19 protein-coding genes are annotated in these 23,486 nt (G+C 68.5%); 11 read left to right on the top strand and 8 right to left on the bottom strand.

From position 1 onward, the window contains the following. Positions 1 to 39: 39 nt before the first annotated feature. The gene (locus tag ABZX61_RS60615; RefSeq protein WP_355211030.1) at positions 40 to 1,038 is read left to right on the top strand and encodes a PIN domain-containing protein; all 999 of its coding nucleotides are present in this window, start codon (positions 40 to 42) and stop codon (positions 1,036 to 1,038) included. A 594-nt stretch (positions 1,039 to 1,632) separates the two neighbouring features. Here ABZX61_RS60615 and ABZX61_RS60610 read toward each other — a convergent pair. Together ABZX61_RS60610 and ABZX61_RS60605 are read right to left on the bottom strand one after the other, a co-directional pair. Then, the gene (locus ABZX61_RS60610) at positions 1,633 to 2,109 is read right to left on the bottom strand and encodes a hypothetical protein (protein ID WP_355211027.1); all 477 of its coding nucleotides are present in this window, start codon (positions 2,107 to 2,109) and stop codon (positions 1,633 to 1,635) included. A 46-nt stretch (positions 2,110 to 2,155) separates the two neighbouring features. Continuing rightward, positions 2,156 to 2,455: a hypothetical protein gene (locus tag ABZX61_RS60605; protein ID WP_355211024.1), complete on the bottom strand. Its 300-nt coding sequence runs from the start codon at positions 2,453 to 2,455 to the stop codon at positions 2,156 to 2,158. Positions 2,456 to 2,478: 23 nt separating this feature from the next. Between ABZX61_RS60605 and ABZX61_RS60600 the strand changes: the two genes are divergently transcribed. Then, positions 2,479 to 2,697 (top strand): hypothetical protein, encoded by a 219-nt coding sequence (locus tag ABZX61_RS60600; protein WP_355211021.1) that lies wholly within the window; start codon positions 2,479 to 2,481, stop codon positions 2,695 to 2,697. Here the strand turns inward: ABZX61_RS60600 and ABZX61_RS60595 are convergent. After that, positions 2,694 to 3,215: a DUF2690 domain-containing protein gene (locus ABZX61_RS60595; protein ID WP_355211018.1), complete on the bottom strand. Its 522-nt coding sequence runs from the start codon at positions 3,213 to 3,215 to the stop codon at positions 2,694 to 2,696. The genes ABZX61_RS60600 and ABZX61_RS60595 overlap by 4 nt on opposite strands. A gap of 397 nt (positions 3,216 to 3,612) precedes the next feature. Here ABZX61_RS60595 and ABZX61_RS60590 point away from each other — a divergent pair, with 397 nt between their 5' ends. The 5 genes from ABZX61_RS60590 (at position 3,613) to ABZX61_RS60570 (ending at position 6,642) form a co-directional block, all read left to right on the top strand. Beyond that, positions 3,613 to 4,023, top strand: coding sequence for a Tn3 family transposase (locus ABZX61_RS60590; protein WP_355211015.1), 411 nt, complete (start codon positions 3,613 to 3,615; stop codon positions 4,021 to 4,023). A 350-nt stretch (positions 4,024 to 4,373) separates the two neighbouring features. After that, positions 4,374 to 4,781: a metalloregulator ArsR/SmtB family transcription factor gene (locus ABZX61_RS60585; protein WP_355211012.1), complete on the top strand. Its 408-nt coding sequence runs from the start codon at positions 4,374 to 4,376 to the stop codon at positions 4,779 to 4,781. Between the two features lies 1 nt (position 4,782). Further along, positions 4,783 to 5,427 (top strand): SRPBCC domain-containing protein, encoded by a 645-nt coding sequence (locus tag ABZX61_RS60580; protein WP_355211009.1) that lies wholly within the window; start codon positions 4,783 to 4,785, stop codon positions 5,425 to 5,427. A 147-nt stretch (positions 5,428 to 5,574) separates the two neighbouring features. Further along, positions 5,575 to 6,066, top strand: a complete 492-nt coding sequence (locus ABZX61_RS60575; RefSeq protein ID WP_355211006.1) for an SRPBCC family protein — start codon at positions 5,575 to 5,577, stop codon at positions 6,064 to 6,066. A gap of 321 nt (positions 6,067 to 6,387) precedes the next feature. Continuing rightward, positions 6,388 to 6,642 (top strand): hypothetical protein, encoded by a 255-nt coding sequence (locus tag ABZX61_RS60570; protein ID WP_355211003.1) that lies wholly within the window; start codon positions 6,388 to 6,390, stop codon positions 6,640 to 6,642. A 251-nt stretch (positions 6,643 to 6,893) separates the two neighbouring features. Here ABZX61_RS60570 and ABZX61_RS60565 read toward each other — a convergent pair whose 3' ends face one another. After that, positions 6,894 to 7,493: a TetR family transcriptional regulator C-terminal domain-containing protein gene (locus ABZX61_RS60565; protein WP_355211000.1), complete on the bottom strand. Its 600-nt coding sequence runs from the start codon at positions 7,491 to 7,493 to the stop codon at positions 6,894 to 6,896. Positions 7,494 to 7,590: 97 nt separating this feature from the next. Here ABZX61_RS60565 and ABZX61_RS60560 point away from each other — a divergent pair, with 97 nt between their 5' ends. Then, positions 7,591 to 9,081 (top strand): carboxylesterase family protein, encoded by a 1,491-nt coding sequence (locus tag ABZX61_RS60560; protein ID WP_355210998.1) that lies wholly within the window; start codon positions 7,591 to 7,593, stop codon positions 9,079 to 9,081. 131 nt (positions 9,082 to 9,212) lie between these two features. Here the strand turns inward: ABZX61_RS60560 and ABZX61_RS60555 are convergent, their stop codons facing one another. The 4 genes from ABZX61_RS60555 to ABZX61_RS60540 all read right to left on the bottom strand — a co-directional run bounded on the left by ABZX61_RS60555 (position 9,213) and on the right by ABZX61_RS60540 (position 12,188). After that, positions 9,213 to 9,416: a hypothetical protein gene (locus tag ABZX61_RS60555; RefSeq protein WP_355210995.1), complete on the bottom strand. Its 204-nt coding sequence runs from the start codon at positions 9,414 to 9,416 to the stop codon at positions 9,213 to 9,215. A 106-nt stretch (positions 9,417 to 9,522) separates the two neighbouring features. Continuing rightward, on the bottom strand, positions 9,523 to 10,005 hold the full coding sequence (locus tag ABZX61_RS60550) for a hypothetical protein (protein ID WP_355210992.1): 483 nt from the start codon (positions 10,003 to 10,005) through the stop codon (positions 9,523 to 9,525). A gap of 255 nt (positions 10,006 to 10,260) precedes the next feature. Beyond that, positions 10,261 to 10,947: a response regulator transcription factor gene (locus ABZX61_RS60545; protein WP_355210989.1), complete on the bottom strand. Its 687-nt coding sequence runs from the start codon at positions 10,945 to 10,947 to the stop codon at positions 10,261 to 10,263. After that, positions 10,944 to 12,188 (bottom strand): sensor histidine kinase, encoded by a 1,245-nt coding sequence (locus tag ABZX61_RS60540; RefSeq protein WP_355210986.1) that lies wholly within the window; start codon positions 12,186 to 12,188, stop codon positions 10,944 to 10,946. The genes ABZX61_RS60545 and ABZX61_RS60540 overlap by 4 nt, the downstream gene beginning before the upstream one ends. 279 nt (positions 12,189 to 12,467) lie before the next feature. On the opposite strand from ABZX61_RS60540, the gene ABZX61_RS60535 reads away from it, so the two are divergent. The 3 genes from ABZX61_RS60535 to ABZX61_RS60525 are packed head-to-tail and all read left to right on the top strand — an operon-like array spanning position 12,468 to position 23,287. Further along, the gene (locus ABZX61_RS60535; RefSeq protein WP_355210983.1) at positions 12,468 to 15,929 is read left to right on the top strand and encodes a LamG-like jellyroll fold domain-containing protein; all 3,462 of its coding nucleotides are present in this window, start codon (positions 12,468 to 12,470) and stop codon (positions 15,927 to 15,929) included. Between the two features lie 45 nt (positions 15,930 to 15,974). Beyond that, positions 15,975 to 22,883, top strand: a complete 6,909-nt coding sequence (locus ABZX61_RS60530) for a polymorphic toxin-type HINT domain-containing protein (protein ID WP_355210980.1) — start codon at positions 15,975 to 15,977, stop codon at positions 22,881 to 22,883. Next, positions 22,883 to 23,287 (top strand): hypothetical protein, encoded by a 405-nt coding sequence (locus ABZX61_RS60525; protein ID WP_355210977.1) that lies wholly within the window; start codon positions 22,883 to 22,885, stop codon positions 23,285 to 23,287. The genes ABZX61_RS60530 and ABZX61_RS60525 overlap by 1 nt, the downstream gene beginning before the upstream one ends. Positions 23,288 to 23,486: the final 199 nt, after the last annotated feature.

Here is a 23,486-nt window from a genome sequence, read left to right as displayed (position 1 = left end):
CAGTGGTGACGGCACAGTGACCCGGAGCATCCTGATGGCATGCTGATCACCCTTGAGCTGGGCGCCAACCGCCACAGCCTCCTGCAAACGCTGCAGGACGTAATCGCAAGGGCTGAAAATCTCGCCCGCGAACATGACAACGGCCGTGTCCTGCGCGTCGCCTATCTCGACTGGGTGAATGCCACCCGCGCCCGGCTGCGCCGGCAGATCAGCAGTGCTGATCTCGACCGCCTGGTCACCACTCCTCGCTATGTCACTGTGCTGTCGATGTCGATCCCCGAGCCTGTGATGGGGGACAAATCAGCAGGCTCGGGCCGCATGTGGATGCGGGCGAGCGGCTCCGATACCACACCGATCCGTGACACGATCTTGCTTGAACTCGCGGAGCACATCGATCAACTGCTAGAAGCCTTCGAGACGCTGTCCATCTGGTCGAACTTGCTCGACCAGCCAGAGCGGTCAGGCCCTCTCGTCATCGCCGACTCCAACGTGTACTGCCACCACCAAAACCGGCTGGACACATGGGATGTCGGCCAGGACGCTGGCGCCCTACCTGGCCAGGACGTCCACCTGGTCCTGCCACTAGTGGTGCTGGATGAACTGGACCGGCAGAAAGATCGAGGTCAGGGCGCTGCCAGCACCAACGCCCGAGAGACGATCAAGCTCCTGGACAGCCTGCTCCCTCAGGGGGTCGTCCGGCCGAGGAGCAGCGCGCCGGAGAACCCGGCCTTCCCGCGCGGCGCCATCACGATCGACCTATGGCCGGATCCGCCCGGCCATGTGCGGCTACCTCGTACTGACGATGAGATCATCGCCCGCGTCGCAGCATTCCAGGCGCTCGCTGGTCGGAAGGTGAAACTGCTGACCGGCGATCTCGGTATGTCGACACGGGCACGGCTGGCAGGCATCGAGGCGATCCGGCTCATTTTTCCTGACGCGGACCAGAAGACGAAGAAGGAGCCGCGCGGCACCAAACATCCCGCGCGACAGCAGGCCGTCGCGACGAGGGCTACCGGCGAGGCAGCCGCAGCCAGTTGAACGGCCTGGCGGCGGTTTACTCGGCGTCAAGCCCACCCCATGCATCGGATTTTCCGTCGAGCGGTCGACCTGGTGGATGTAGCCGGCCCGCCCGGCGTCCCCACCGCTGGCGAAGCGCGATCCGAGCTGGCCGCCATCACCGTCGCCGCGCTCCCCAGTCCTACTCCTAGTCAGGGCCGGTTCCCCTTGCCGCGCACGCCTGCTGTTTGGAGAGCGACCCGTTGCCGGCGGAAGCACGGAACGTCACTACCGCGAGCCTCGGCATCGCGAACTCGCGATAGTTAAATAGGTGACTCCACCAGTACAGGACCCCGGTACAGCGACGCCGAGTTGGCCGCCGTGCGGGTCGTCAAGACCGACTCCGAGGACGGCGCGTACTGAGTCGTGGCCGCCGACGACCCGCTGGGCACCGTGGGCCCGGCCCATACGGGCTGGCCCGCCCGGCACTGGTCCGGCACGCCCATCATCCGGACCGGGCCACACCCGCGCCGCCGCCGTCGCCGAGCTGGTCGACGACGGCGGCGGCTGCGGCAGTCCCGCCGGACCGCACGTAGATTGCGGGACCCGGCGGGCCCACGACACTGGGAGGGTCGGTCACGGCCGACTTGAACGTGCGGTGAACCGGTAGTTCGGAATGCTCACGTTGCCCGCGAAGCTCTTGGACGGCGTGCCCTTGCAGCCCTTCTTGGACCAGTAGGTCGTGCCCCGGGGACTAGTGATCTTCAGGGACCGTATCTTGAAGGCGTGGTCGAACGTAGTGCACTTGTTCCCGTAGAAGTTGTGACCGCTCATCCTGCCCTTGTACTTCTTCTTGGTGTACGTGCACTCGTCATATCCACACCGTGCCTGCGCGGCCTGAGCGGTTTGCGGAGCGGCCCCCGCAGTGGACTGCGCGGCCGTACCGGCCAGCCGGGTGCGGTCGGCCGGCGGGATGCTCGCCGCGCTGGCGGTGACCGCGTCGGACATGGTGACCCGGGCCGCGGCGCCGGCCGTCTGAGCCGCGGCGGGCACGGCCGGGAGCAGCGCCAACGCGGCGACTGCGGCGGCGGCGGGCAGTTTGTTGTTACTCACTTTCTTGTCCTTTCTGTTGTGAAGGGTCGAGGCGATCGCGGGAGGTTCAGGGGGCATGGGGCAGGTTGAGGAGTTCGGTGTAGCGGCCGACGTCCAGGTCTGCGCCCTTGAGCTGTGAGGTTGTTGCGGCGTCCAGGATGTCGCGCCCGACGACGTCGACCGGGCCATCTTCGAGGAATGGCGCAGCCACCTCGACCCGAAGAGCATCACCGCCGTACGGGACGCCGCCGACACCGTCCGCTACGCCCAGGAGCGCCTGGACGAAGCGGTACGCGCCGCCCACGAGGACGGCCGGTCCTGGGCAGCGATCGGCGAGGCCGCCGGGATGACGAAGCAGCCCGCCCACGAGCGATGGGGACGCTGACCGTCATGACACCCACAGTGCGCAGCGTGCTGCTCTCCGACCTCGACACCGAGCCCACCCACGCCATGACCGAGCTGGAGGAGCTGCTGCTCACCTACTCCATCTGGCAGCAGGAAGGCGACATCGCCCCCGGAGAGCTGCCCGCGCCGCTCGCCGGCGACAGCGCGCTGCAGGCACTACGGCGGCGGTGTTCACCTTTCGTCGGTGCGCTGGCGTGGGGTTAGCCGCAGGCCTTCGGTGTGGTGCCGCTGCCCTTGTTGGCGCGGCCGATCCCGGCCGTCACCGTGCCCGTGGCCTTGGCGCAGACGCCGCTGGGGGCGTAGACCATGTTGCCCCAGTGGTGTCCGCCGTTCCCGGGGCGGTAGCTGAAGGATCTGCTCTTCTTGCTGGTAAAGACCGTGATGGTGCCGGAAGCGCTCGTGCCGACCGACACCTCGCCCCAGTTGGTGCCGCAGTGGCGAGAGTAGAACAGCCGGATCGTGCCCAGGTGGTCTCCGACCTCGTTCCTGAGCGAGGCCTTCTTCCCGGTGTTCACCCTGGAGCGGGCGCACCCGCTGCGGTAGGGATCCTTGCCGTCGTACGGGTGAGCGCTCGCCGACCCTGCGGTCCTCACGACAGGGAGGGAGGCGGCTTGGGCCGCACCGTTCATCAGACCGGTGGTCAGGAGACCACTGGCCAGGGCGGCGCTTGTACCGAAGACGGCCATCGTCTTGGTGATCGACGTCATGGTGTCGTGACTCATAAAGCGACGGCGGGCCTGCTTGTCAGATTGCATCGCCCGGCCCGTTGTTCCGCCGTTTGGGCGTCTGGCCTTTCGTGGTCCACTCTTGCAACAGTGCGGCTCGCGAGTCTGTGTCGAAGTGCACACTGGCGGGACTTCTTTTGGACAGGCCGACAACCGGCTGATGGCTGGCGCTGGGGACGTTGGTGCGCATCCATGGGGCGACCTTGCCGGAGCCGGAGTGTCCCGATAACGGTCTTGGGCTCAAGTGATCAGTGCATCGCCATAAGTTGATCTTGTGGCGATGGAGGGTCATGTGCGGGACTACGGGTTCTCGCCAGCTCAGCAAGATAAGATCTGGCAGCGATGGCGTGCGGGTGAGCCGTTCAACTCGATGGGGCGTGCCCTGGGTGTGCCCATGCACCACGTCCGGAGCTTCCTGGCCGACCCGGCGCTGCGCAGGCGCATCACCGCGGTCACCAACAAGGTCGAGGGGTTCAACGGGTTCTCGGCCTGGCTGCGCTTCGGCAACGACGGCGTCATCGCCGACAACGACCCGGCCGAGCAGGAGAAGATGATCAAGTTCAACTCCCTGCTGGCCAACTGCGTGATCTTCCATAGGGCGCTGGACATGATGGAGGTGATGCGCCGGCTGCTGGCCGAGGGCTGGGAGATCAGCGCCGAGGACGTCGCGCAGCTGTCGCCCTACCTGACCGCGCACATCAGCCGGTTCGGCATGTATGCCACCGACGTGCTGCGCCTGCGTCCCGACGACTTTGACGCCGACCTGCCCGAGATCGACTTCACCACCCTGGCCGAGGCGGCCTAAGGGGACCGGCGGCTTCGGGTTCCTGGCCGCCCCTGCTGTGTCGTCGACCGTCTTGGTCTTGGGGATCCGGGGACGTGGTCATTGGCTGCAGCCAGCTCGGTAAGAGGTTGCTGGTGAACCGCCAAAGCTGGATGGATGATCTAGATTCACCGAAGCACGGTCGCGGTCTGTAGCCACTGCCAGTAGGCGTGAGGCGCCCCCGTGCGCAAGGCGGTCTTCCTCCTTCGCCAGCATCCTCCGCACTCGTCTGCTACCGCAGAGTCCGCGAACGAAGACGAACTCTAAGCCGAACATGGCGTCAGGATGCCAGCACTGACTTATATAAGTGAAGACTGGTATGATCCATGTTTGTGCACGCGTTCGACATCCTCGGCGACCCTCGACGCCGGCGCATTCTGGAGCTGCTCGCCGACGGTGAGCAGACCTCTGGCGCGATCACGGACGTGATCCGGGCCGAGTTCGGACTCTCCCAGCCGGCTGTCTCACAGCATCTGCGCGTGCTGCGTGACAGCGGGTTCGCGTCGGTGCGGGCTGAGGGCGCTCGCCGGTTCTACGCCGTCGAGCCCGCGCCGCTGAGCGAGGTTGACGCGTGGTTGGACCGGTTTCGCCGGTTCTGGGAACAACGCCTCGACGCTCTGGAAACCGAGCTGGCCCGGGGCAGGCGTGCAACTCGGACCCCGGCCGGTGGGGAGCCCACACGACCGGCCGGGCCCGGCACCGATGCGGACAAGACCGATCCACCAGCCAAGGGAACATGACATGAAAGACATATTGGATGAACTGGCCGCTGCGCTCCGGGCAATGGGCAAGGGCAGCGTGCCCGCCGGCGACGCGTACACCATCGAGGTGCGGCGTCGATACGAAGCGCAGATCGACGACGTCTGGGACGCCCTGACCAGCCCCGAGCGGCTGCAGCGCTGGTTGAAACCGGTCACCGGGGACCTGCGGCCAGGCGGGACGTTCGAGCTGGACGGTGGTGAGCACGGCGAGATCCTCCGGTGCGAGCCCCCGCGTCTACTAAAGGTGTCCTGGCTCTACGGGCCGGAGGCCGACGCTTGGCCCGGCACGAGCGAGGTGGAAGTGCGCCTGGTCCCAGGCCCGACCGGCGACACCGAATTCGAACTGATCCACGCAGCGGTCCTCGAGGAGCCCCTCTTCCCGACCTACGGCCCCGGTGCCGGCGGCGTTGGCTGGGACCTGCATCTCCTCGCCCTGGCCCAGCTGTTGGCCGGTGGCGAGACCGCCGACCACGAGGAGGTCCAGAAGTCGCCCGAAGGGCGCGAGTTCATCCGGCGCAGCGCCGCAGCCTGGGGCGAGGCTCACCTGGCCGCCGGTGGCGAACCGGAGCACGTCGCGGCCGCAGTCGAGGCCACCACCAAGTTCTACGCACCCGACCCGACCTGACATCCCCGCTGCGGTGGGCTGACCAGTATTCCTGGGGCCTGCACCGCCGATGAATTGTCAATCGCGAGACGGATGTCAGACCTCTCCGTCGAGGGGCAGGACGGGCAGCACAACAGCATGTTGTCCCATACCTAGAAAGAATGCGCGATGAAGTACATCAACTCGATCGAGGTCGCTCTGCCGCGGGAGCGGGTGGCCCAGCTGCTCGCCGACCCGGCACACCTACCGAAGTGGCTGCGGGGCTTGGTGCTGCACGAGCCGGTGCATGGGATACACGGCCAGCTCGGTACCAAGTCGCGGGTCGTGATGCAGTCGGGGCAGCGGACGATCGAGTGCACCGAAACGATCACACGTCGGGATCCGGCAGATCTGCACGGGATCCCGAAAGAGAGCGTCGTTCACTTCGACCGCGAGATCGTCGGCGCGGGCATGTGGAGCGTCGTGCGCGATCGGCTGACCCAAGCCAATCCGGAGACGACGCTCTGGGAAAGCGAGAGCGAATACCGGTTCAGCGGCCTGCTGATGCGGCTGGTGGGGCTTCTCATGCCCGGCTCCTTCCACAAGCAGTCGCAACAGCACATGCAGGATTTCAAGGCATTCGCCGAACAGGGGAAGGATGTCCGCGAAGGGAGGAACTGATCAGCCGCAAACAGCAACGAGAATCTCCGACGGCGATCGGCCGCTGCTTGGAGCGCAGCGCACGGGGATCCTGGCACGTGATCATCATCGGGCACACGCGTTCCCACGTTCGGGTTCCTGGTGAGCGATCCCATCCGGGCGGGACGCATCTGGAATGCCTGATTGTTCAGCCGCCGAAGCCGTTCTGACGTCATGGCTCGCGATGCACGTACGTCCCGTGTCGACCTGTACGCCGCAATACGTCGTGACGCGAACGCTGGCTTGTCGAAACGGGCTCTAAAGCGCAAACACGGCGTCGGGTACCGCACCGTCGCCGCCGCGTTGGAGTCGGCGTGGCCCAAGCAACCGAAACCACCACCGAAGCGGGGATCCCGGCTCGACGCCTACCGGGACGTGATCGACGCCTGGCTGCGCGACGACCTGGACGCCCCAAGGAAGCAGCGGCACACCGCGAAGCCGCGGCTGTCGCCAATCCAGTACGACCACATCAACTTCCTGGGCCGCTACGCCTTCTCCCGAGCTGATGTGGCCGGGGGTTTGCGTCCCTTCCACGACGGCGCCCACGAGAGCAGCTGAGCGTCGGTTCAGGGAACTGATCAGGAGGCCGCGCGAACATGGAGCTGGGTGAGGGTCAGTCGATGGTTGACCGCCACGGTGCATGGGGCTCAGTACGGCGGGCGTCGGCGCGGACGCTCAGGGCGTAGATGGGACGGTCGTTGCCGGGCGCGGTGCCGAGGTAGAGGTGGCCGGTCAGATGGCACCAGGCCGGGGAGCGGCCGGACTAGAGCTGATCTTGTCCCCACCTGCCCCCGTGGCCGGGGGCCAGATCACGTACTCCTGAACAGCCGGTCCAGATGCACGTCGATCGCGGCGAGCGCGTCCTGGGGCTCGATCACGTCCAGTTCGATCAGGGAGGTGAAGCCGGTGAGGGCAAGGAGCAGGTTGGTCTCGGTCGCCGGGTCGCGGCCGGAGTCGATGTGCCCGTCGGCGATCGCCTGGCGGACCAACTGCTCGACGAGGGCCCGCCCTTGGACGAGGCCGCGGCGCGCCTGCTCGTGCACGGCCTCGTCGTGCAGCGCCTCCAGGACGTAGGCGGCGCTCATCCGACTGGTCGCGCGGGCGTCGGCATGCAGGGGGAGCATTTCCGCGAGCGTCAGTCGCAGCACGTCACGGGGGTGCGGACGGTCACCGAGCTTTTCGAGCCCCTGGTGTACGCGCACCGAGGTCTGCTCGGACGCGAAGTCCATGGCGAAGGAGAGCATGGCGGTCCGGGAGGCGAAGTAGTGCTGCAGTTGCCCGAGTGACATGGCCGCCTCCTGCGCCACCACGCGCATCGTCAGATGTGTGACGCCGCGCTGCTCCACCACCCGCCACAGTGCTCGGGCGATCGCTTCGCGGCGTCCGCGGTGATCCACCTGTTTCGGCATCGCCGGCCCCTCCCTCGCACCCCGGGACTTTTTCAATACAGTTGACATAATACACCTGACCCATAATCCTGGGGTCCACTCGAGGGAAGGAATCGTCATGTCCGAACAGCCAAAGGTACGGACCACGGAAGGCGTGGTGCAGGGGCGCCGGCGGCAGAGGCACGCGGTGTTCCGCGGCATCCCCTACGCCCAGCCCCCGGTCGGAGCGCTCCGCTTCGCCGCGCCCGCGCCGCCGCACCGCTGGGAGGGGACGAGGCCGGCGGTCGAGTTCGGCCCCGTGGTGCCGCTGTCCCTGCCGATCGACGTGCCCCCGCAGGGCACCGACTGGCTGACGCTCAACGTCGGCACTCCGGATCCCGGCGCGGCGGGACTGCCGGTGCTGGTGTGGATCCCCGTGGGCGGCTACCTCTCGGCGGCGTCGAGCGACCCGATGTTCGACCCGGCAGCGCTGGCCGAGGCGGGACTCGTCGTGGTGACCATCAACTGCCGCGTGGGCGCGGAGGGTTTCGCGTTCCTCGACGACGTGCCGCCCAACCGCGGATTCCTCGACCAGATCGCGGCGCTGGAGTGGGTGCAGCGCAACATCGCCGCCTTCGGAGGCGACCCCGGCCAGGTCACCGTGGCCGGGGTGTCCGCCGGGGCAGGGTCGGTCGCCGCCCTCCTGACGATGAAGCCGGCGCGCGGCCTGTTCCGGCGGGCCATCGCCCATTCGGTGCCGGGGCTGCACAGCACCCCCGCGCTGGCACGGCAGGTCACCGCCGCGTTCGCGGACCGGCTCGGCGCGGCGGCCCCCACCGCCGCGGCCTTGCGCGACATCGACCCATGGCACCTGGCCGCCGAGCTCACCTCCTTCAACGCCGGCCTCCACGCGCACCGGGAGAGCTGGGGACGCCTCACGGAGACCGGCACCGCGCTGTGCCCCGTCGTCGACGGCGAGGTCCTCCCGGAAACGCCCTGGCCCGCGCTGACCGGCGCGCGCGCGAGCGGGACCGAACTGCTCGTCGGCCACACCCGGGACGAATTCCGGTACTTCAGCGTCATGAGCGGACGGTACGGCACCTTCTCCGAGGAGGACGCCCACGCAGCCCTGGAACTGCATGCCCCGCAGCCGGACGGCGCGCGGGCCTACCGTGCCGCGTTTCCGCAGGCCGGCCCGGAGGAGCTGGTGGAGACGGTGTACTCCGACGCCCTCTTCCGCATGCCGTCACAGAAGCTGGCCGAGGCGAACGCCGCAGCCGGCGGCACCTCGTACCTGTTCGAACTGTGCTGGGTCGCCCCGGCCCTCGGCGGCATCCTGGGCGCCTGCCACAGCCTCGACGTGCCCCTGGCGTTCGGCACGCTGGACAGCCCCGTCGGCACCCAGCTCATCGGCGAGGAGCCCACTTCCGAGGCCGTCGCGCTCTCCCGCGAACTCCAGGAGGCATGGGTCCGCTTCGTCACCACCGGCGACGCGGGCTGGTCCGCCCACCGGCCCGGCGGGCACCTCACCCGCGTCCTGGACACCGAGTCGAAGACTCTGCCCTACCCCGAACAGGCATCCCGCCAGATCTGGGAAGGCCACTCCCCCGCCCCCTTCGATCTCTCGTAATTGTCCGGGTCGGCTCCTACAACTGCGACGCCGCCACTCACCTGCCCATCGGGGACAGCGCGAATTTGCGCACAGCCAGGCAACACCCGGCCCGCTTGGCATCAGATCCCACCCGAGGGTTACGGACGACATCAAGAGCCGGGAGAGGCCGACGGGAGAGGGCCCAGGTCACGGATGATCCCGGCCAGGACCCGGATGGGCTCGCTCTCCGCCTCCCTCCGCCACACCAGCGCGTACGGCAGCGGCTCCAGATCGGTGACCGGCAGGTAGGCGATGTCCGGCCGTGCCCAGCAGCGGGTGACGTGGGCGGGGAAGAGCACCACGAGCCCGTCCATGCTGGCGAGGGCATGGCCTCTTCCGCGTCTCGCACCACGGGGCCGCGCTCGATCTGACGGCCCCGTCGGGTGAAGCGCGGGGCGTCGCCTCGGTGACGCCGGTCTCTCACCCCCACGCCAGCACGGCCTGGCAGGTCGCGAGTATGAAGAATCCGATCGCGCCCGCCACAGGTCCAATACTGGGGACTAAATCGGGATGAGACGGCAGGATGGCCGCACCGCACGCGACAACGTCCGCTGCAGCGAGTGCGGCGCCCAGCACATGAACGCCACCTGACGGCCGGATCAGGGCGATCGCCGCCAGCGACGACGCGATGACCGCGCCACCCGCGAACCCGAACGTCACCAGAAGCATCACCGGAACAGCGCGATGAACGTCCAGATAGGACAGCCCCAGATGGCCGGCCACAGCTTGGCCGAAACCCGGAATGAATCCCTCGGCTTGTACGGCCGTTCCCGGCCGGGCCGGCGCGACCCAGGGCAGCAATCCCGAAACGACCACAGCGCACAGCCCCGCCACCAGCCCGACGCGGGCCGCACGATGGGCCCCGCTCTGATAGCCGCGCGGCCCCGCCGATAACTCGCTCATCCCCCTCCGGACCCGACCGCTATGATCTCCCCGACAGCGGTCGATCGTGCCACGGTCGCCAACCGATGCCAACCTCCACCTCGCCTGGGGCGCCGGCATGCCCGAACGCCTCTGCTCGGGTGACACGCCGAGGGAGAACCGGGCCCGGGTCCATGTCGTCTTCATGGCAGGCCGCCCGGAGGTCACCATCATGGGCATCCGGCCCGACGGTGGCACCGTCGTCCTGCTTTGTGAGGAGAGTTGGCAGTTCAGACGTCATGCGGGCGTGGCGGTCTCCCGGCCCGGGGTGACCAGGCCGGACTCGTACGCCCTGGCCACCGCCTGCGCGCGGCTGCTCAGGTTCAGCTTCGTCATGGCCCGGTTGAGGTGAGTTTTGACCGTGGCCTCGCTGACGCACAGCCGGGCGGCGATCTCGGTGTTGGACAGCGCGTGCCCCACCAGCTTGAGTACCTCCGCCTCACGCGAGGTGAGAAGGTCCAGTATCGGAGTGGGCCGGGTGGCGGTGCTCGGGGCGGCGTGCTGCGTGTACGCCTCGACCAGCCGCCGGGTGACGCTCGGCGCGAACAACATGTCGCCGCAGGCCACGGTGTGGATGGCGGCGATGAGCCGCTCCGGCGGCGTGTCCTTGAGCAGGAAACCCGACGCGCCGGCTCGCAGCGCGTGGTAGACGTACTCGTCGAGGTCGAACGTGGTCAAGATGAGCACCCGCGGTGGCTGTACGGAGCCGGCCGCCAGGATGTGCTCGGTAGCCGTGACACCGTTCATGCCGGGCATCCTGATGTCCATGAGGACCACCTCGGGCCGGGTGGCCGCCGCGAGGGCCACGGCCTCCTCACCGGTCGCCGCCTCCCCAACGACGTCGAGGCCGGGCGCGGCCCGGATCAGCGCGGCCAGGCCGGCGCGGACGAGGATCTGGTCATCGACGACGAGTACGTTGATCATGTGTTCGGCTCACCGTGCGACTCGGCGGGCCGATCGTCTTGGCCCGGGGACGACAGAGGCAGGGTGACCACGACCTCGAACCCGCCCGAGGGTTGGGGTCCGGCCTTGATCGTTCCCTTGTAGAGCTTGACGCGTTCCCGCATGCCGATCAAGCCGTGGCCGTCACCTCCGGGGGCGACGGATGCTCCGGCTCCGTCGTCGTTGATGCGTAGTTCCAGTTCGGCTCCATAGTGCACGCAGATGCGCGCCGTGGCCGGGGCCGCGTGTTTCAGCACGTTGGTAAGGGATTCCTGCACAACCCGGTAGGCACACACGTCGATGCCGGGTGGCAGCGGGCGCACCGAGCCGGTGATCGACACCTCCACCGGCACTCCCGCGGCGCGTACCCGTTCGGCCAGCGCTCCGAGCCGTTGCAGGCCGGGTGCGGGGGCATAGTTGTCGGCGTCGGGGTCGTCGTCGGCGTCCACGCGTAAGACCGCCAGCAGCCGTCTCATCTCGCCCATGACCTCGCTGCCGGTGTCGGCGATGGTGGCCAGTGCGCCGCGGGCGGTGGTGGGGTCGGAGCCGAAGACGTAGCGGGCCAGCCCGGCCTGGATCACGATGACCGACATGTGGTGGGCGACCACGTCGTGCAGCTCGCGGGCGATGCGCACCCGTTCCTCGGTGACAGCCCGCCGGGCCCGGTCCTCCTGCTCCCGGCGCAGCCGGGCGCTGAGCTCGGCCAGCCGCCGGTTGCGCTCGACCAGCATCCGGGTGCTGGTGCCGAACGACCACGCGACCGCCACCATGACGCTCGTCTGCGCGATGTTCGGCCAGATGAAGTCGTCCGGGCCGAGGATGGCGGCGTGCCACCACAGGCCCGCCACCACCAGCGCGCACGGGAGCGATACGGCCGGGAGCCGGCGGCTGGCCACGGTGTAGAGGGCCAGCAGCGGCGCCACGTCGTTGAGCCTGGCGTTGTAGCCGGCCGTGTGGAAGACGGCCGTCACGGTGCAGGAGATCGCCAGTACGGTGAGCGGCGCCTTCCGCCGCCACGCCAGGGCGAGGTTGCCCACCAGGGTCAGCCCTACGCCCACGGCGTCCATCGGACGCCGCGCGTACTCCCAGTCGCCTGCCCCCGCTCTGAGCGCGGCCGCGAAGGCCAGCGTGGCACCGGTGACCAGCAGGCTGAACAGCAGGTCGACGATGAAGGGATTCCTCACGGCGAGCCGTCGCACGGACGACAGCACCTTTGCGTGCATCAGCGCATGCTAGCCGCCAATCCCTCCACCTCTCATGCACCACCCGGTTGATCAGAACGACGACTTGTGCGGTAGACCGGCGGCCTGCCTACCGCGCTGGTTTACCCGCCGGGCCGGCGCCCTACGGCAGAGGTTGCAGCGATCTTCATCCGGCAGGTTGACGCCGGTTCGATCGGCCTGTTTCAGAATGGTCGCGTTTCGGATCGCCGGCACCTTCCCTGCGGCGGGCACCGATGAGTACTCCGTGGAAATCCGTCACGCCGATTCTCTGGAGGCTTCATGCGCCGCCGTACCCGTGGTGGAATCCTTGCCGTCGTCCTGTCGCTGATGGCCGGTTGCCTGGGCGCCGTAGCCGTGACGACGACGCCCGTACGCGCGGCGACGGGGGACGTCCCCGCGCAGACGGAACGGCAAGCCCTCGACCGCGCGCGCAGCACGAAGCAGCAGGTCGAGGTCTGGTCTCTGCGTACGGAGAACCGCCAGGTGTTCGCCAACCCCGACGGCACGTTCACCTCGCAGACCTCAGCGCTGCCCGAACGGGTACGGCGCGGCGGCGAGTGGGCCGACGTCGACCCGAGTCTGGTCTTCGCCGCGGACGGAAGTGTGCGGACGGTGGCGACGCCGCTGGAGCTGACGTTCTCCGGCGGCGGGGCGGCACCGCTGGCCGCCATCGGAGAGGACGGGCGTTCGGTCGCGATGACCTGGCCGGGAAGCCTGCCCAAGCCGGTGCTCGAAGGAGACACCGCGACCTACGGCGAGGTGCTGCCCGGCGTCGATTTGAAGGTCACCGCGTCGGTTCTCGGCTTCTCCGAGGTTCTCGTGGTCAAGACCAGGCAGGCCGCCGCCAACCCCGCGCTGAACCAGCTCGCCTTCGGCCTGCGCGCGGACGGGCTGACGGTGCGCAAGACGGCGACCGGCGGCCTCAGCGCCGTCACCGAGTCGGGAACCGAACTGTTCCACGCGCCGACGCCGAGGATGTGGGACTCCTCCAGTACGACAGCTGCCCCCGCGATGCTCAAGGCCGGGCCGTCGAGCGAGGGCAGGCAAGCCGTCATGGGGGTGGACGTGGCCCGGGACCGCATCACGATCACGCCGGACAAGAGCCTGCTGACCTCTCCCGGCACGACCTACCCTGTTTACATTGACCCGCAGTGGTCAGGCTCGAAGCTCGCCTGGACATACGTGGACAAGTCCTATCCCGCCCAGGAGTACTGGAACTCCAGCCACATGCCGGAAGCCGGCAACTACGGCAGCGGCCTCAAGCGGTCGTTCTTCCGGATGGACTCCAACAACGTCAACGGCAAGCACATCCTCAAGGCCACGTTCCGCATCACGCAGGTCAAGTCCTGGGGCTGCACCTCTGACCCGCAGGCCGTGCAGCTGTGGCTCACCGGCGGCATCTCCACCTCGACGACCTGGAACCGCCAGCCGTCCTGGAGTGACCATCTGGACAGCGTGGCCTCCGACGCCGGTTACAGCTCCTCCTGCCCGGACAAGGGCATCGAGTTCAACGTCACCGGCGCGATCGTCAAAGCCGCCAAGAGCGGCTGGTCGAACACGACGTTCGGCTTGAGGGACTCCAACGACAGCAGCAGCGGCGTGTGGGGGTGGAAGGGCTTCAGCAGCGCGCCGAAGCTGGTCATCGACTACAACACCCCGCCGGCGGCACCGTCGGGGATCGGCACCTACCCGGCCACGCCCTGCGTCACCGGAGCGGCCCGACCGGCGGTCAACGCCGGTGACGCGGCCAACCCGCTCCAGCTCAAGGCCCGGATCTACGACCCGGACAAGGCCAACGACGGCGTACGGGCGGAGTTCGTCCTGCACCACTACAACGCGGCCACCGGCGTGTGGGACGACATCACCTCGACCATGCCCGGCGACGGCAGGACCGCCTACAAGTACACCACCTCGGCCACCGACCACTCGGTCAAGCTGGCCGGGCTCACCACCGGCCACACCTACGGCTACAAGGTCAAGGCCTACGACGGCACCGACTCCAGCGCGTGGAGCAAGTGGTGTGAGTTCACGGTGGACACGATCGACCCGGCCACCGTACCCAAGGTGAGCTCCCTCGACTACCCGGCCGACACTCCGGACGTCTGGCAGGGCAGCGTGGGGTGGGCGGGCGGATTCACGCTGGCTCCCGGCGACGGCGAGAGCGACGTGTCGGCCTTCCGATGGGCGCTCGACGACCCGGCGCTGGCCACCCCCGCCACCCAGATCTCGATCCCGGCCGGGCAGACCATCGTGAACATGCGGGTCGCGCCCCGCCACGACTGGCTGAACGCCCTGTTCGTCTTCCCGGTGGACCGGGCGGGCAACGTCGGCAAGACCCCCGCCGTCTACAGCTTCTACGTCAACGCCGGATTCGGCCCCGAGGGCCACTGGCGGCTCGACGAGACCGCGGGCACCACGGCGGCCGACTCCGCGGCGACGACCCACCCCCTGACGCTCGCCGGTGGCACCACCTGGGCAGGCGGCCGCGTGGCCGGCGGAGTCCGCCTGGACGGCAGCACCGGGTACGGCAGCACGGAGGGCCCGGTGGTGCACACCAACAGGAGCATGAGCGTCTCGGCCTGGGTACTGCTCAACGACAAGACCAAGAACTCCACCGTGGTCAGCCAGAACGCCGTGCGCGGCTCGGGCTTCCAGCTCTACTACTCCTCCGGCTACAAGCGGTGGATCTTCAGCAAGTTCAACGCCGACGTCGACGACATGACCATCGTGCGGGCGATCAGCGACGCCGAGCCGACGACCGGGATCTGGACGCATCTGACCGGGGTGTGGGACGCGCCGGAACGGCAGTTGCGGCTGTACGTCAACGGCATCCTGCAAACGACGACGGGCGCCTTCCCGTACCCGCCGTGGGACGCGACCGGCCCGTTGCAGCTCGGGCGGGTGCAGTCGCACGGCAGCTACATCGAGAACTTCGCCGGCGACATCGACGAGGTGAAGATCTGGCAGCGGGAGTTGTCCGACGACCCGCGTACCGTCAACGACCCCGCGCTCGGCAACGAGATCGCCGCCATGGCCAAACAGCCGCCCATCCAGCGCGGCTGGTGGAAGTTCGAGGAGACTACCGGTACCACGGCGGTCAACTCCACCGACAGCCGCTGGCCCGCAGCGCTCGGCGGCGGCGCCATCTGGACCGGCGACGGCTTCGACGGCGGCGGCGCGCTCAGCCTGAACGGCACCACCGGCTACGCGGCCACCCCGTCGGCGCCGCTCCGCACCGACCACAGCTACGCCGTGACGGCCTGGGTGCGCCTGTCAGGCGACGACACCTGCGTGCTGCCGAGCCACGCGATGACCGTCCTGGCCCAGGACGGAGCCACCTACAGCTCCTTCTACCTCGGCTACCGGCTCATCGCCGAAAACGGCGTCGCGGTGCCGCACTGGTCGTTCTCGACCACCCCTGACGCCGCCAGCGGCACCCTGACGCACGCCACCTCGGCCGAGCCCATCGACTGCTCGGCGCTCAACACCTGGACCCACCTGGCCGGCGTCTACGACGAGCAGGCCAAGCAGATCCGCCTCTACGTCAACGGCCAGCTCAACGACCAGCGCCCTGTCACCGGCGGATGGGCGGCAGGCGCGCTGCAGATCGGCCGCGCCAAGTACAAGAGCGCCGCCGTGGACTACTTCAGCGGCGACATCGACGACGTCCGCGCCTACACCGGCACCCTGACCGACCGCCAGGTCATCAACATCGCGATGAACCTGCCCATCGACGACTAGACCCACGCTCCACACGCTCACCGACGCCCCCTCGGGAGGAAAGCCGTGTCCGGTTCTAGGCGAGGCTGGATCCAGATCGCCGCCATCCTGGCCGTCGTGGTGCCGGCAACGCTGACGGCGCCGATCGCCGCTCAAGCGACCGACGACCCGGCCTGGCAGCAGGCCCAGGAGCAACATCCGGTGCCCGGCCGCACCGCCAAGGCACGCGGGCCCTTGACGGACCCGGGCACCGGATACGACCTCAAGGACGCGCCCGCCGTGTCCTGGCCGCAACCGGGCACCGCGACCGTGACCGTCCCGGCATCCGGCGACACGCCGTCCCACAGCGCAGAGAACCCCGCCACAGCGGGCGCGACCGCGCCGAGCGACGGCAGGGCCAGGTCACGAGCCGGAAGCCTGCCCGTCTGGCTGGGCCGGACCGCGCCCTCCACCCGATCGAAGGGCGCGCAGGGGGCCACCACCGTCCAGGTGCGCACGCTCGACGCACGCACCGCCGACAGATCGCAGATCAAGGGCCTCGGCATCCAGCTCACCGCCCAGAACGCCCCAGCTCGCTTATCCGTCGAGGTCGACTACTCGGCCTTCCGGTACGCCATCGGCGGCGACTGGGCCTCCCGCCTGCGCCTGGTCCAACTCCCGGCGTGCGCAGCCACCACGCCCGACCTGCCCGAATGCCAGACCCGCACACCCCTGCCGACGAGCAACAATGTCAAGACCGGCCGGCTGGCCGCCGACGTCGCCCTTGCCACGGGCGCGACCACGCTGGCCGCCGAGGCCGCCCCGTCCGGCGCGGCGGGCACGTACGAGGCCACCTCGCTGTCGCCGTCGGCGACCTGGAGCGTCAGCAACCAGAGCGGCGCCTTCTCCTGGTCCTATCCGCTCCGGCTGCCGCCCACCCCGGGCGGCCCGACCCCGAACATCGGCTTCGTGTACTCCTCCGGGAGCATTGACGGCCGCACGGTGGCCACCAACAACCAGGCGTCCTGGATCGGCGAGGGTTTCGACTACTGGCCCGGATTCGTCGAGCGCAGGTACAAGGCGTGCGCCGACGACGGCGTGACCCCCAAGCGCAACGACCAGTGCTGGGGCAACCACAACGCCACCCTGTCACTCAACGGCCAGGCGACCGAACTGATCCTGGACGACGCCACCGGCACCTGGCAGCCGAAGGACGACGACGGCTCCAAGATCGAAAAGTTGTCGGGAGCCGACAACGGCGACGACGACGGCGAGTACTGGCGCGTCACCACCCCCGACGGCACGCAGTACTACTTCGGCCGCAACCACCTGCCGGGCTGGGCGAGCGGCAAGGCCGAGACCCAGTCGGCGTGGACGGTTCCGGTGTTCGGCGACGACGACGGGGAGCCCTGCCACAAGGATTCCTTCTCCGACTCCTGGTGCCGGCAGGCCTGGCGGTGGAACCTCGACTACGTCGTCGACCCGCACGGCACCGTCAGCACCTTCTGGTACGGCCGCGAGACCAACTACTACCGCCGCGACGTCACCACCCTGACCGACGGAGTGCCCAACGGCACTCCCACCGTCTACGACCGGGGCGGCTACCTCAAGCGCATCGACTACGGCCAGCGCTCCGACGCGATCTTCTCCACCTCGGCCCCGGCCCGCGTGAACTTCGACGTCAAAGAGCGGTGCATCCCGACCTCCAGCTTCGACTGCGCCGACAGCAAGTTCACCAAGGACAACGCCAAGTACTGGCCCGACGTCCCCTACGACCAGAACTGCGACTCCGGCGACAAATGCCTCGACCGGTATTCACCCACGTTCTGGACGCGCAAACGGCTGGCGTCCGTCACCACCCAGGTACTGTCCGGCAGCGCGTACAAGGACGTCGACACCTGGACCCTCGACCAGCAGATGCGCGCGCCCGGCGACGGCACGGCGGCGGCGCTGTGGCTGGCCGGGATCCAGCACACCGGCAAGGTCGGCGGGACGGCGTCCCTGCCGCCGGTGAGGTTCGCCGGCGTGCAGCGCCCCAACCGGGTCGACGCCCTGGAAGGACGGCCGCCGCTGACCAAGTGGCGCGTCTCCGCGATCGACAACGAGACCGGCGGCGCGTTGTCCATCGCCTACTCCGACGAGGACTGCACCGCCGGGAGCACCCCCGATCCCGACTACAACACCCGCCGCTGCTACCCGCAGTACTGGTCGCCAGAGGGCGCCACCTCACCCAAGCTCGACTGGTTCCACAAGTACGTCGTCACCCAGGTCCAGCAGATCGACCGCACCGGCGGCGCCCCCGACGTGCTGGAGACCTACGAATACTTAGGCGGCGGCGCCTGGCACCACGATGACGACGACGGGCTGACCAAGGAGAAGTACAAGACCTGGTCACAGTGGCGCGGCTACGGCAAGGTACGGGTACTGCGCGGCGCCCCGGGTGAGCAGCGCTCCAAAGCCGAGTTCACCTACTTCCGCGGCATGGACGGCGACGAACTGTCCGGTGGTGGCACCCGCGACGTCAAGGTCATCGACTCCACGGGCACGGCCGTGGACGACGCCGAGCCGCTGCAGGGCCGCGTCCGCGAGGAGATCCGCTACGACGGCCCCACCGGGCCCGCCATGACGGGCACGATCACCGGCTACTGGACGAAGCAGACCGCCAAGCGGGTGCGTTCGTGGGGGACCACCACGGCGAGCATGGTGCGCGAGGACAAGGAGCGCACCCGCACCGCGCTGGCGTCGGGTGGCTGGCGGTACAACACGACCGACACCGACTACAACGGCGACGGCCTGCCCACCCAGGTCAACGACCTCGGCGACCAGGCCACCGACGAAGACGACCAGTGCATCCGCACCACCTACGCCCGCGACGCCGCCCGCTGGATGATCTCCTACGCCACCCGCGTCGAGACTGTCACGAAGGCGTGCACCGTCACTCCCGACCGACCGGCCGACGTGACCTCCGACGTTCGCAAGTACTACGACGGCGGGACCTTCGGCGCGGCACCGTCAAAGGGCGACGTCACCAGGACCGAGAAGCTCGGCTCCTGGAACGGCGGCCCCCAGTACGTCACCGCCGGCTCCACCACCTTCGACGTCTACGGCCGCCCCCTGGTGGTCACCGACGTCAACGGCACCACCACCAGGACGTCCTACACCCCGGCCACCGGCCTGGTCACAGCCAAGCAGGAGACCAACGCCCTCGGCCACGTCACCACCACCGAGATCGAGCCCGCCTGGGGCCTGGCCACCGCGACCACCGACGCCAACGGCAAACGCGCCGACCTGGCCTACGACCCGCTCGGCAGGCTGACGGGCGTCTGGCTGCCCGGCCACGCCAAGACCAGCTACGCCTCGACCCCGAACATGAAGTTCGGCTACCAGATCCGCGCCGACGGCCCCACCACCGTCTCCACCGCGACGTTGCGCGCCGACGGCGCCACCTACACCACCGGGTACGCCCTGTACGACGGACTCCTGCGCCCCAGGCAGAAGCAGGAGCCCGCGCCGGGCGGCGGCCGACTGATCAACGACACGCTCTACGACACCCGCGGCCTGGTCTACAAGACCAACGCCGACTACTACACCGAGGGCAATCCCGGCAGCACGCTGTGGGTCCCGGACAGCGACGACGACGTGCCCGGACAGAACGTCACCGTCTACAACGGCATGGAGTGGCCGACCGCGCAGATCTTCCGCAAGCGCGGCACCGAGCAGTGGCGCACCACTACCACGTACGGCGGCGACCGCATCAGCGTCGACCCGCCCGCCGGCTCCACCCCCATCACGAAGATCACGAATGGGCAGGGCGAGACCACAGAGGTCCGCCAGTACAAGGGCGACGCCCCGACCGGCGACTACGACGCCACCAAGTACACCTACACCCGCGCCGGACAGCCTGCCACCATCACCGACACCGCGGGCAACGTCTGGACCTACCACTACGACCTGCGCGGCCGGATGGTCCAGGTCGACGACCCCGACAAGGGCACCGCCAAGCTCACCTACGACGACAAGAACGACCTGCTTACGACGGTCACCGACGCCCGCGGCTCCAGTCTGTTCCTCACCTACGACGCCCTCGGCCGCAAGACCGCCGAATACGCCGGCACCTCAGCCTCGGGCACCAAGCTCGCCGAGTGGACGTTCGACAAGCTGCCCGACGGCACCGTGGTCAAGGGCCAGCCGACCGGCTCCACCCGCTATGTCAAGAACGCGGCCACCGGCGCCATGGACGCCTACACCAGCTCGGTCACCGGCTACGACAACGCCTACCGGCCCACCGGCACCCAGACCGTCATACCCGCCGCCGAAGGCGGGTTGGCCAGCACGTACAAGACCACCACCGACTACAACCCCGACGGCACCGTGCACCGCACCGTGCTGCCCGCCGCCGGCGGCCTGCTCGGCGAGACGCTCCTGTACGACTACGACCAGCTCGGCAACCCGACCACCATGCGGGGCCTGACCAACTACGTCACCTCGACGACCTACGGCAAGCTCGGCCAGGTCCTCGACATGACGATGAGCACCGGCCTGAAGCGGGTCAAGGAGACCAACTTCTACGAGGAGGGCACCAACCGGCTCACCCGCTCGGTGTTCGAGCGGGAGACCGCCCCCATCTCGGTGGCCGACACCAACTACACCTACGACCCGTCCGGCAACATCACCAAGATCGCCGACACGCCCTCCGGCCAGACACCCGACGTGCAGTGCTTCCGCCAGGACTACCTGCAACGCCTGACCGACGCCTGGACGACGACGACCGGTGACTGCGCCGCCGCCCCTGCTCAGAACATCGTTGGCGGGCCCGCATCGTACTGGCAGTCCTTTGCCTACGACTCCGTCGGCAACCGTACCAAGGAGATCGACCACCAGGCGACCGGGGACATCACCAAGACCTACACCTACGCCGGACCGGGCAAACCGCAACCGCACACGCTGACCTCCGTCGCGTATGAGGGCGGCCCGCGCGACGGTCAGATCGACACCTACACCTACGACAAGGCCGGCAACACCACCGAACGCGGCTCAGGCCGCCTGCTGGAATGGGACATCGAAGGCCACCTCGCCAAATCGACCGACCCCTCCGGCGTCAGCACCTACCTCTACGACGCCGACGGCGAACGGCTCATCCGCCGCGACCCCACCTCCACCACCCTCTACGTCGCCGGCATGGAGATCCGGCTCGACACCAAGACCGGCGCCAAGAGCGCGACCCGCTACTACGACTTCGCCGGGCAGACCATCGCCACCCGTACCGGCAAGGGCGTGACCTGGCTCGGCGCCGACCATCACGGCACCGCTGACACCTCGGTCGATGACACCTCCACGCAGGAGACGAGCCGCCGCCGCTTCACCCCGTTCGGTCAGCAACGCGGCCTCGCACCGGCGTCCTGGCCCGGCCAGAAGGGCTTCGTCGGCGGCATCATCGACGAGGCCACCGCCCTGACCCACCTCGGCGCCCGCGAGTACGACGCCGAAACCGGCCGCTTCATCTCCGTCGACCCCGTCTTCGATGTCTCAGACCCGCAGAGCTGGAACGGCTACGCCTATGCCGACAACAACCCGGTCACCGGCTCCGACCCCACGGGGCTGATGTACGACGGCGGTACCCAGTGCGGTGTCATCCCGTCAAACCCCTGCAACCCGCCTTCCGGTGGAGGAGGCGGAAGCGGTGGCGGTGGCGGCGGTGGCGGAGGCTCGTACTCGCCACCTCCTCCGCCGAGCAGCCCTCCCCATTGCGGTCGCTGGAGCTTCGGCTGCAAGGCGAAGAAGATCTGGCACGAGCACAAGGCCACCATCGTCAACGTGACCGTCTCGGTCGTCGTCACGGTCGGCTGCGAGGTGGCTACGGGAGGAGTCGGCAGCATCGGCTGCGCCGCCGCGGGCGGAGCGGCAGGCAACCTGGCGGGCTATCTGGTCTCGACACCGCGTGACGAATGGAGCGCCGGGGGCGCGTTCAAGGCCGCAGCGGTCGGCGCCATCTCCGGTGCGGTAGGCGGCGCCGTCGGCAAGGGCGTGGGCGCAGCACTCGGCAAACTCGCCACTACAGCGACCGGCAGGGCCGTCGCCGGAGCGGCGAGCAAGGCGGCCAGCAAAGCCAGGAACGCCCTGGGCCGCGGCGGCGGCGCAGCGGCCGGAGGCGGCGAATCCGCGGGCGCCGCGGCGGGCAAGGCCGCGGTGGGTAGGACAGCGGGCAGGGCAGCGGGCAAGACACGAGCCACGTCCGGGGCACGATCCGGCTGCAACAGTTTCGCCGCGGGCACCATGGTCAAGCTGGCGGACGGCACCAGCAAGGCGATCGAGCGGATCAGGCCCGGCGACAAGGTCCTGGCCACCGACCCGCTGACGGGCAGGACCGTGCCGAAGCCGGTTGTCGCCGCCTTCTCGGGCGTCGGCTACCTCAATCTCGTCCAGATCACGGTCGACACCGACGGCAAGAAGGGCGACGAGACCGGCGTCATCCTTGCCACCGAACACCACCTGTTCTGGGACACCAAGGACCGCCAGTGGGTCCGCGCCGATCATCTGACGGGTGCCGATCGTCTGCGCACTCCCAGTGGCGCGACGGCCCAGGTCGTCGGCACCACCGTGCAGCGCAATCACCCGGCCGTCTATGACCTGACCATCGCCGACACCCACACGTACTACGTGCTGGCCGGGACAGCTCCCGTACTCGTTCACAACTGCGGAACCGCCTCTCCTTGGGAATTCGAAAGGACACACTCGATCCAAGGGAATGCTTCCTCTCGGAACGTGCGGGCATTAGCGCAGAGCATGCGCGCTGATGGATGGCAAGGCGACCCGATCTCTGTAGTGGAGCACGACGCCAAACTTTTCGTCGTGGACGGGCACCATCGAATAGCGGCGGCGAAGCGTGCCGAGATCGACGTGCCATACAGGGTGGTGGAGCTTCCGTTCAAGGGCTACCGGGATATCGAAGACGTTCTGGAGTCCTGGTCTGTCGTGGGCTTTGATAGGCTTCGTTAGTGACTGAATGGACAGCGATCGACGCAGTGCGGTCTTTCGAGGCCGCGCTGCGTTCTCTTCGTGATCGGGTCATTGCTCAGATCGCTGATGCCGACAGCATCGAGGACGTGGTCCATATGGCGCAGCGGGGGGCTGTTCCACGGGATGGCACGCTTGAGGACGGGACGCGCTACTCAGTTCACGGAATCGGCTGCTGGATGGCGGATACCCGAGGCCGAGAAGTCGATGTGGATATTGACGAAAAGGGCCGCGAAATTTTCGATGACTGGCGCATGGTCATGCATTGGGAGGCCGTTTCCGGAGAACGCAGCAGTCGAGAGGATATTCTCGCGGAATGCCGCCGGCTCGTTGATTCCGGGGAATTGATCGAGTCCCGGAAAAATTGGTTCTGCTTGCTTGCCTGATCAGGCTCGTTGACCTCGATGACTCACGGGTGGCCGTCCCTCCTGATCAGTTTCGGCTGGTGGAGGTTTCCGCCTGATCGTCCTGTTCGCTGTGGATGGTGGCACGGCAATCTGCCCGGGACGCTCGGGCGGGCGGCGGTTCCACGGGCCGCGATGAAACCGGCACTCCTCCTTCCGGGATCTGGGGGACGCGTTGGCA

The sequence above is a fragment of the Nonomuraea sp. NPDC003709 genome, from assembly GCF_040610775.1.
Classification (GTDB): Bacteria; Actinomycetota; Actinomycetes; order Streptosporangiales; family Streptosporangiaceae; genus Nonomuraea; species Nonomuraea angiospora_A.
Note: the sequence above shows the minus strand (reverse complement) of the source record. Positions and strands in the feature narration are given on the sequence as shown.

Excerpts from the sequence above, each read along its gene's own strand:
- ABZX61_RS60615 (WP_355211030.1), top strand. The coding sequence starts at position 40 with ATGCTGATCACCCTTGAGCTGGGCGCCAACCGCCACAGCCTCCTGCAA.
- ABZX61_RS60555 (WP_355210995.1), bottom strand. The coding sequence starts at position 9,416 with ATGGACGGGCTCGTGGTGCTCTTCCCCGCCCACGTCACCCGCTGCTGG.
- ABZX61_RS60590 (WP_355211015.1), top strand. The coding sequence starts at position 3,613 with ATGCACCACGTCCGGAGCTTCCTGGCCGACCCGGCGCTGCGCAGGCGC.
- ABZX61_RS60560 (WP_355210998.1), top strand. The coding sequence starts at position 7,591 with ATGTCCGAACAGCCAAAGGTACGGACCACGGAAGGCGTGGTGCAGGGG.
- ABZX61_RS60550 (WP_355210992.1), bottom strand. The coding sequence starts at position 10,005 with ATGAGCGAGTTATCGGCGGGGCCGCGCGGCTATCAGAGCGGGGCCCAT.
- ABZX61_RS60545 (WP_355210989.1), bottom strand. The coding sequence starts at position 10,947 with ATGATCAACGTACTCGTCGTCGATGACCAGATCCTCGTCCGCGCCGGC.
- ABZX61_RS60575 (WP_355211006.1), top strand. The coding sequence starts at position 5,575 with ATGAAGTACATCAACTCGATCGAGGTCGCTCTGCCGCGGGAGCGGGTG.
- ABZX61_RS60540 (WP_355210986.1), bottom strand. The coding sequence starts at position 12,188 with ATGCACGCAAAGGTGCTGTCGTCCGTGCGACGGCTCGCCGTGAGGAAT.
- ABZX61_RS60535 (WP_355210983.1), top strand. The coding sequence starts at position 12,468 with ATGCGCCGCCGTACCCGTGGTGGAATCCTTGCCGTCGTCCTGTCGCTG.
- ABZX61_RS60580 (WP_355211009.1), top strand. The coding sequence starts at position 4,783 with ATGAAAGACATATTGGATGAACTGGCCGCTGCGCTCCGGGCAATGGGC.
- ABZX61_RS60600 (WP_355211021.1), top strand. The coding sequence starts at position 2,479 with ATGACACCCACAGTGCGCAGCGTGCTGCTCTCCGACCTCGACACCGAG.
- ABZX61_RS60595 (WP_355211018.1), bottom strand. The coding sequence starts at position 3,215 with ATGAGTCACGACACCATGACGTCGATCACCAAGACGATGGCCGTCTTC.
- ABZX61_RS60565 (WP_355211000.1), bottom strand. The coding sequence starts at position 7,493 with ATGCCGAAACAGGTGGATCACCGCGGACGCCGCGAAGCGATCGCCCGA.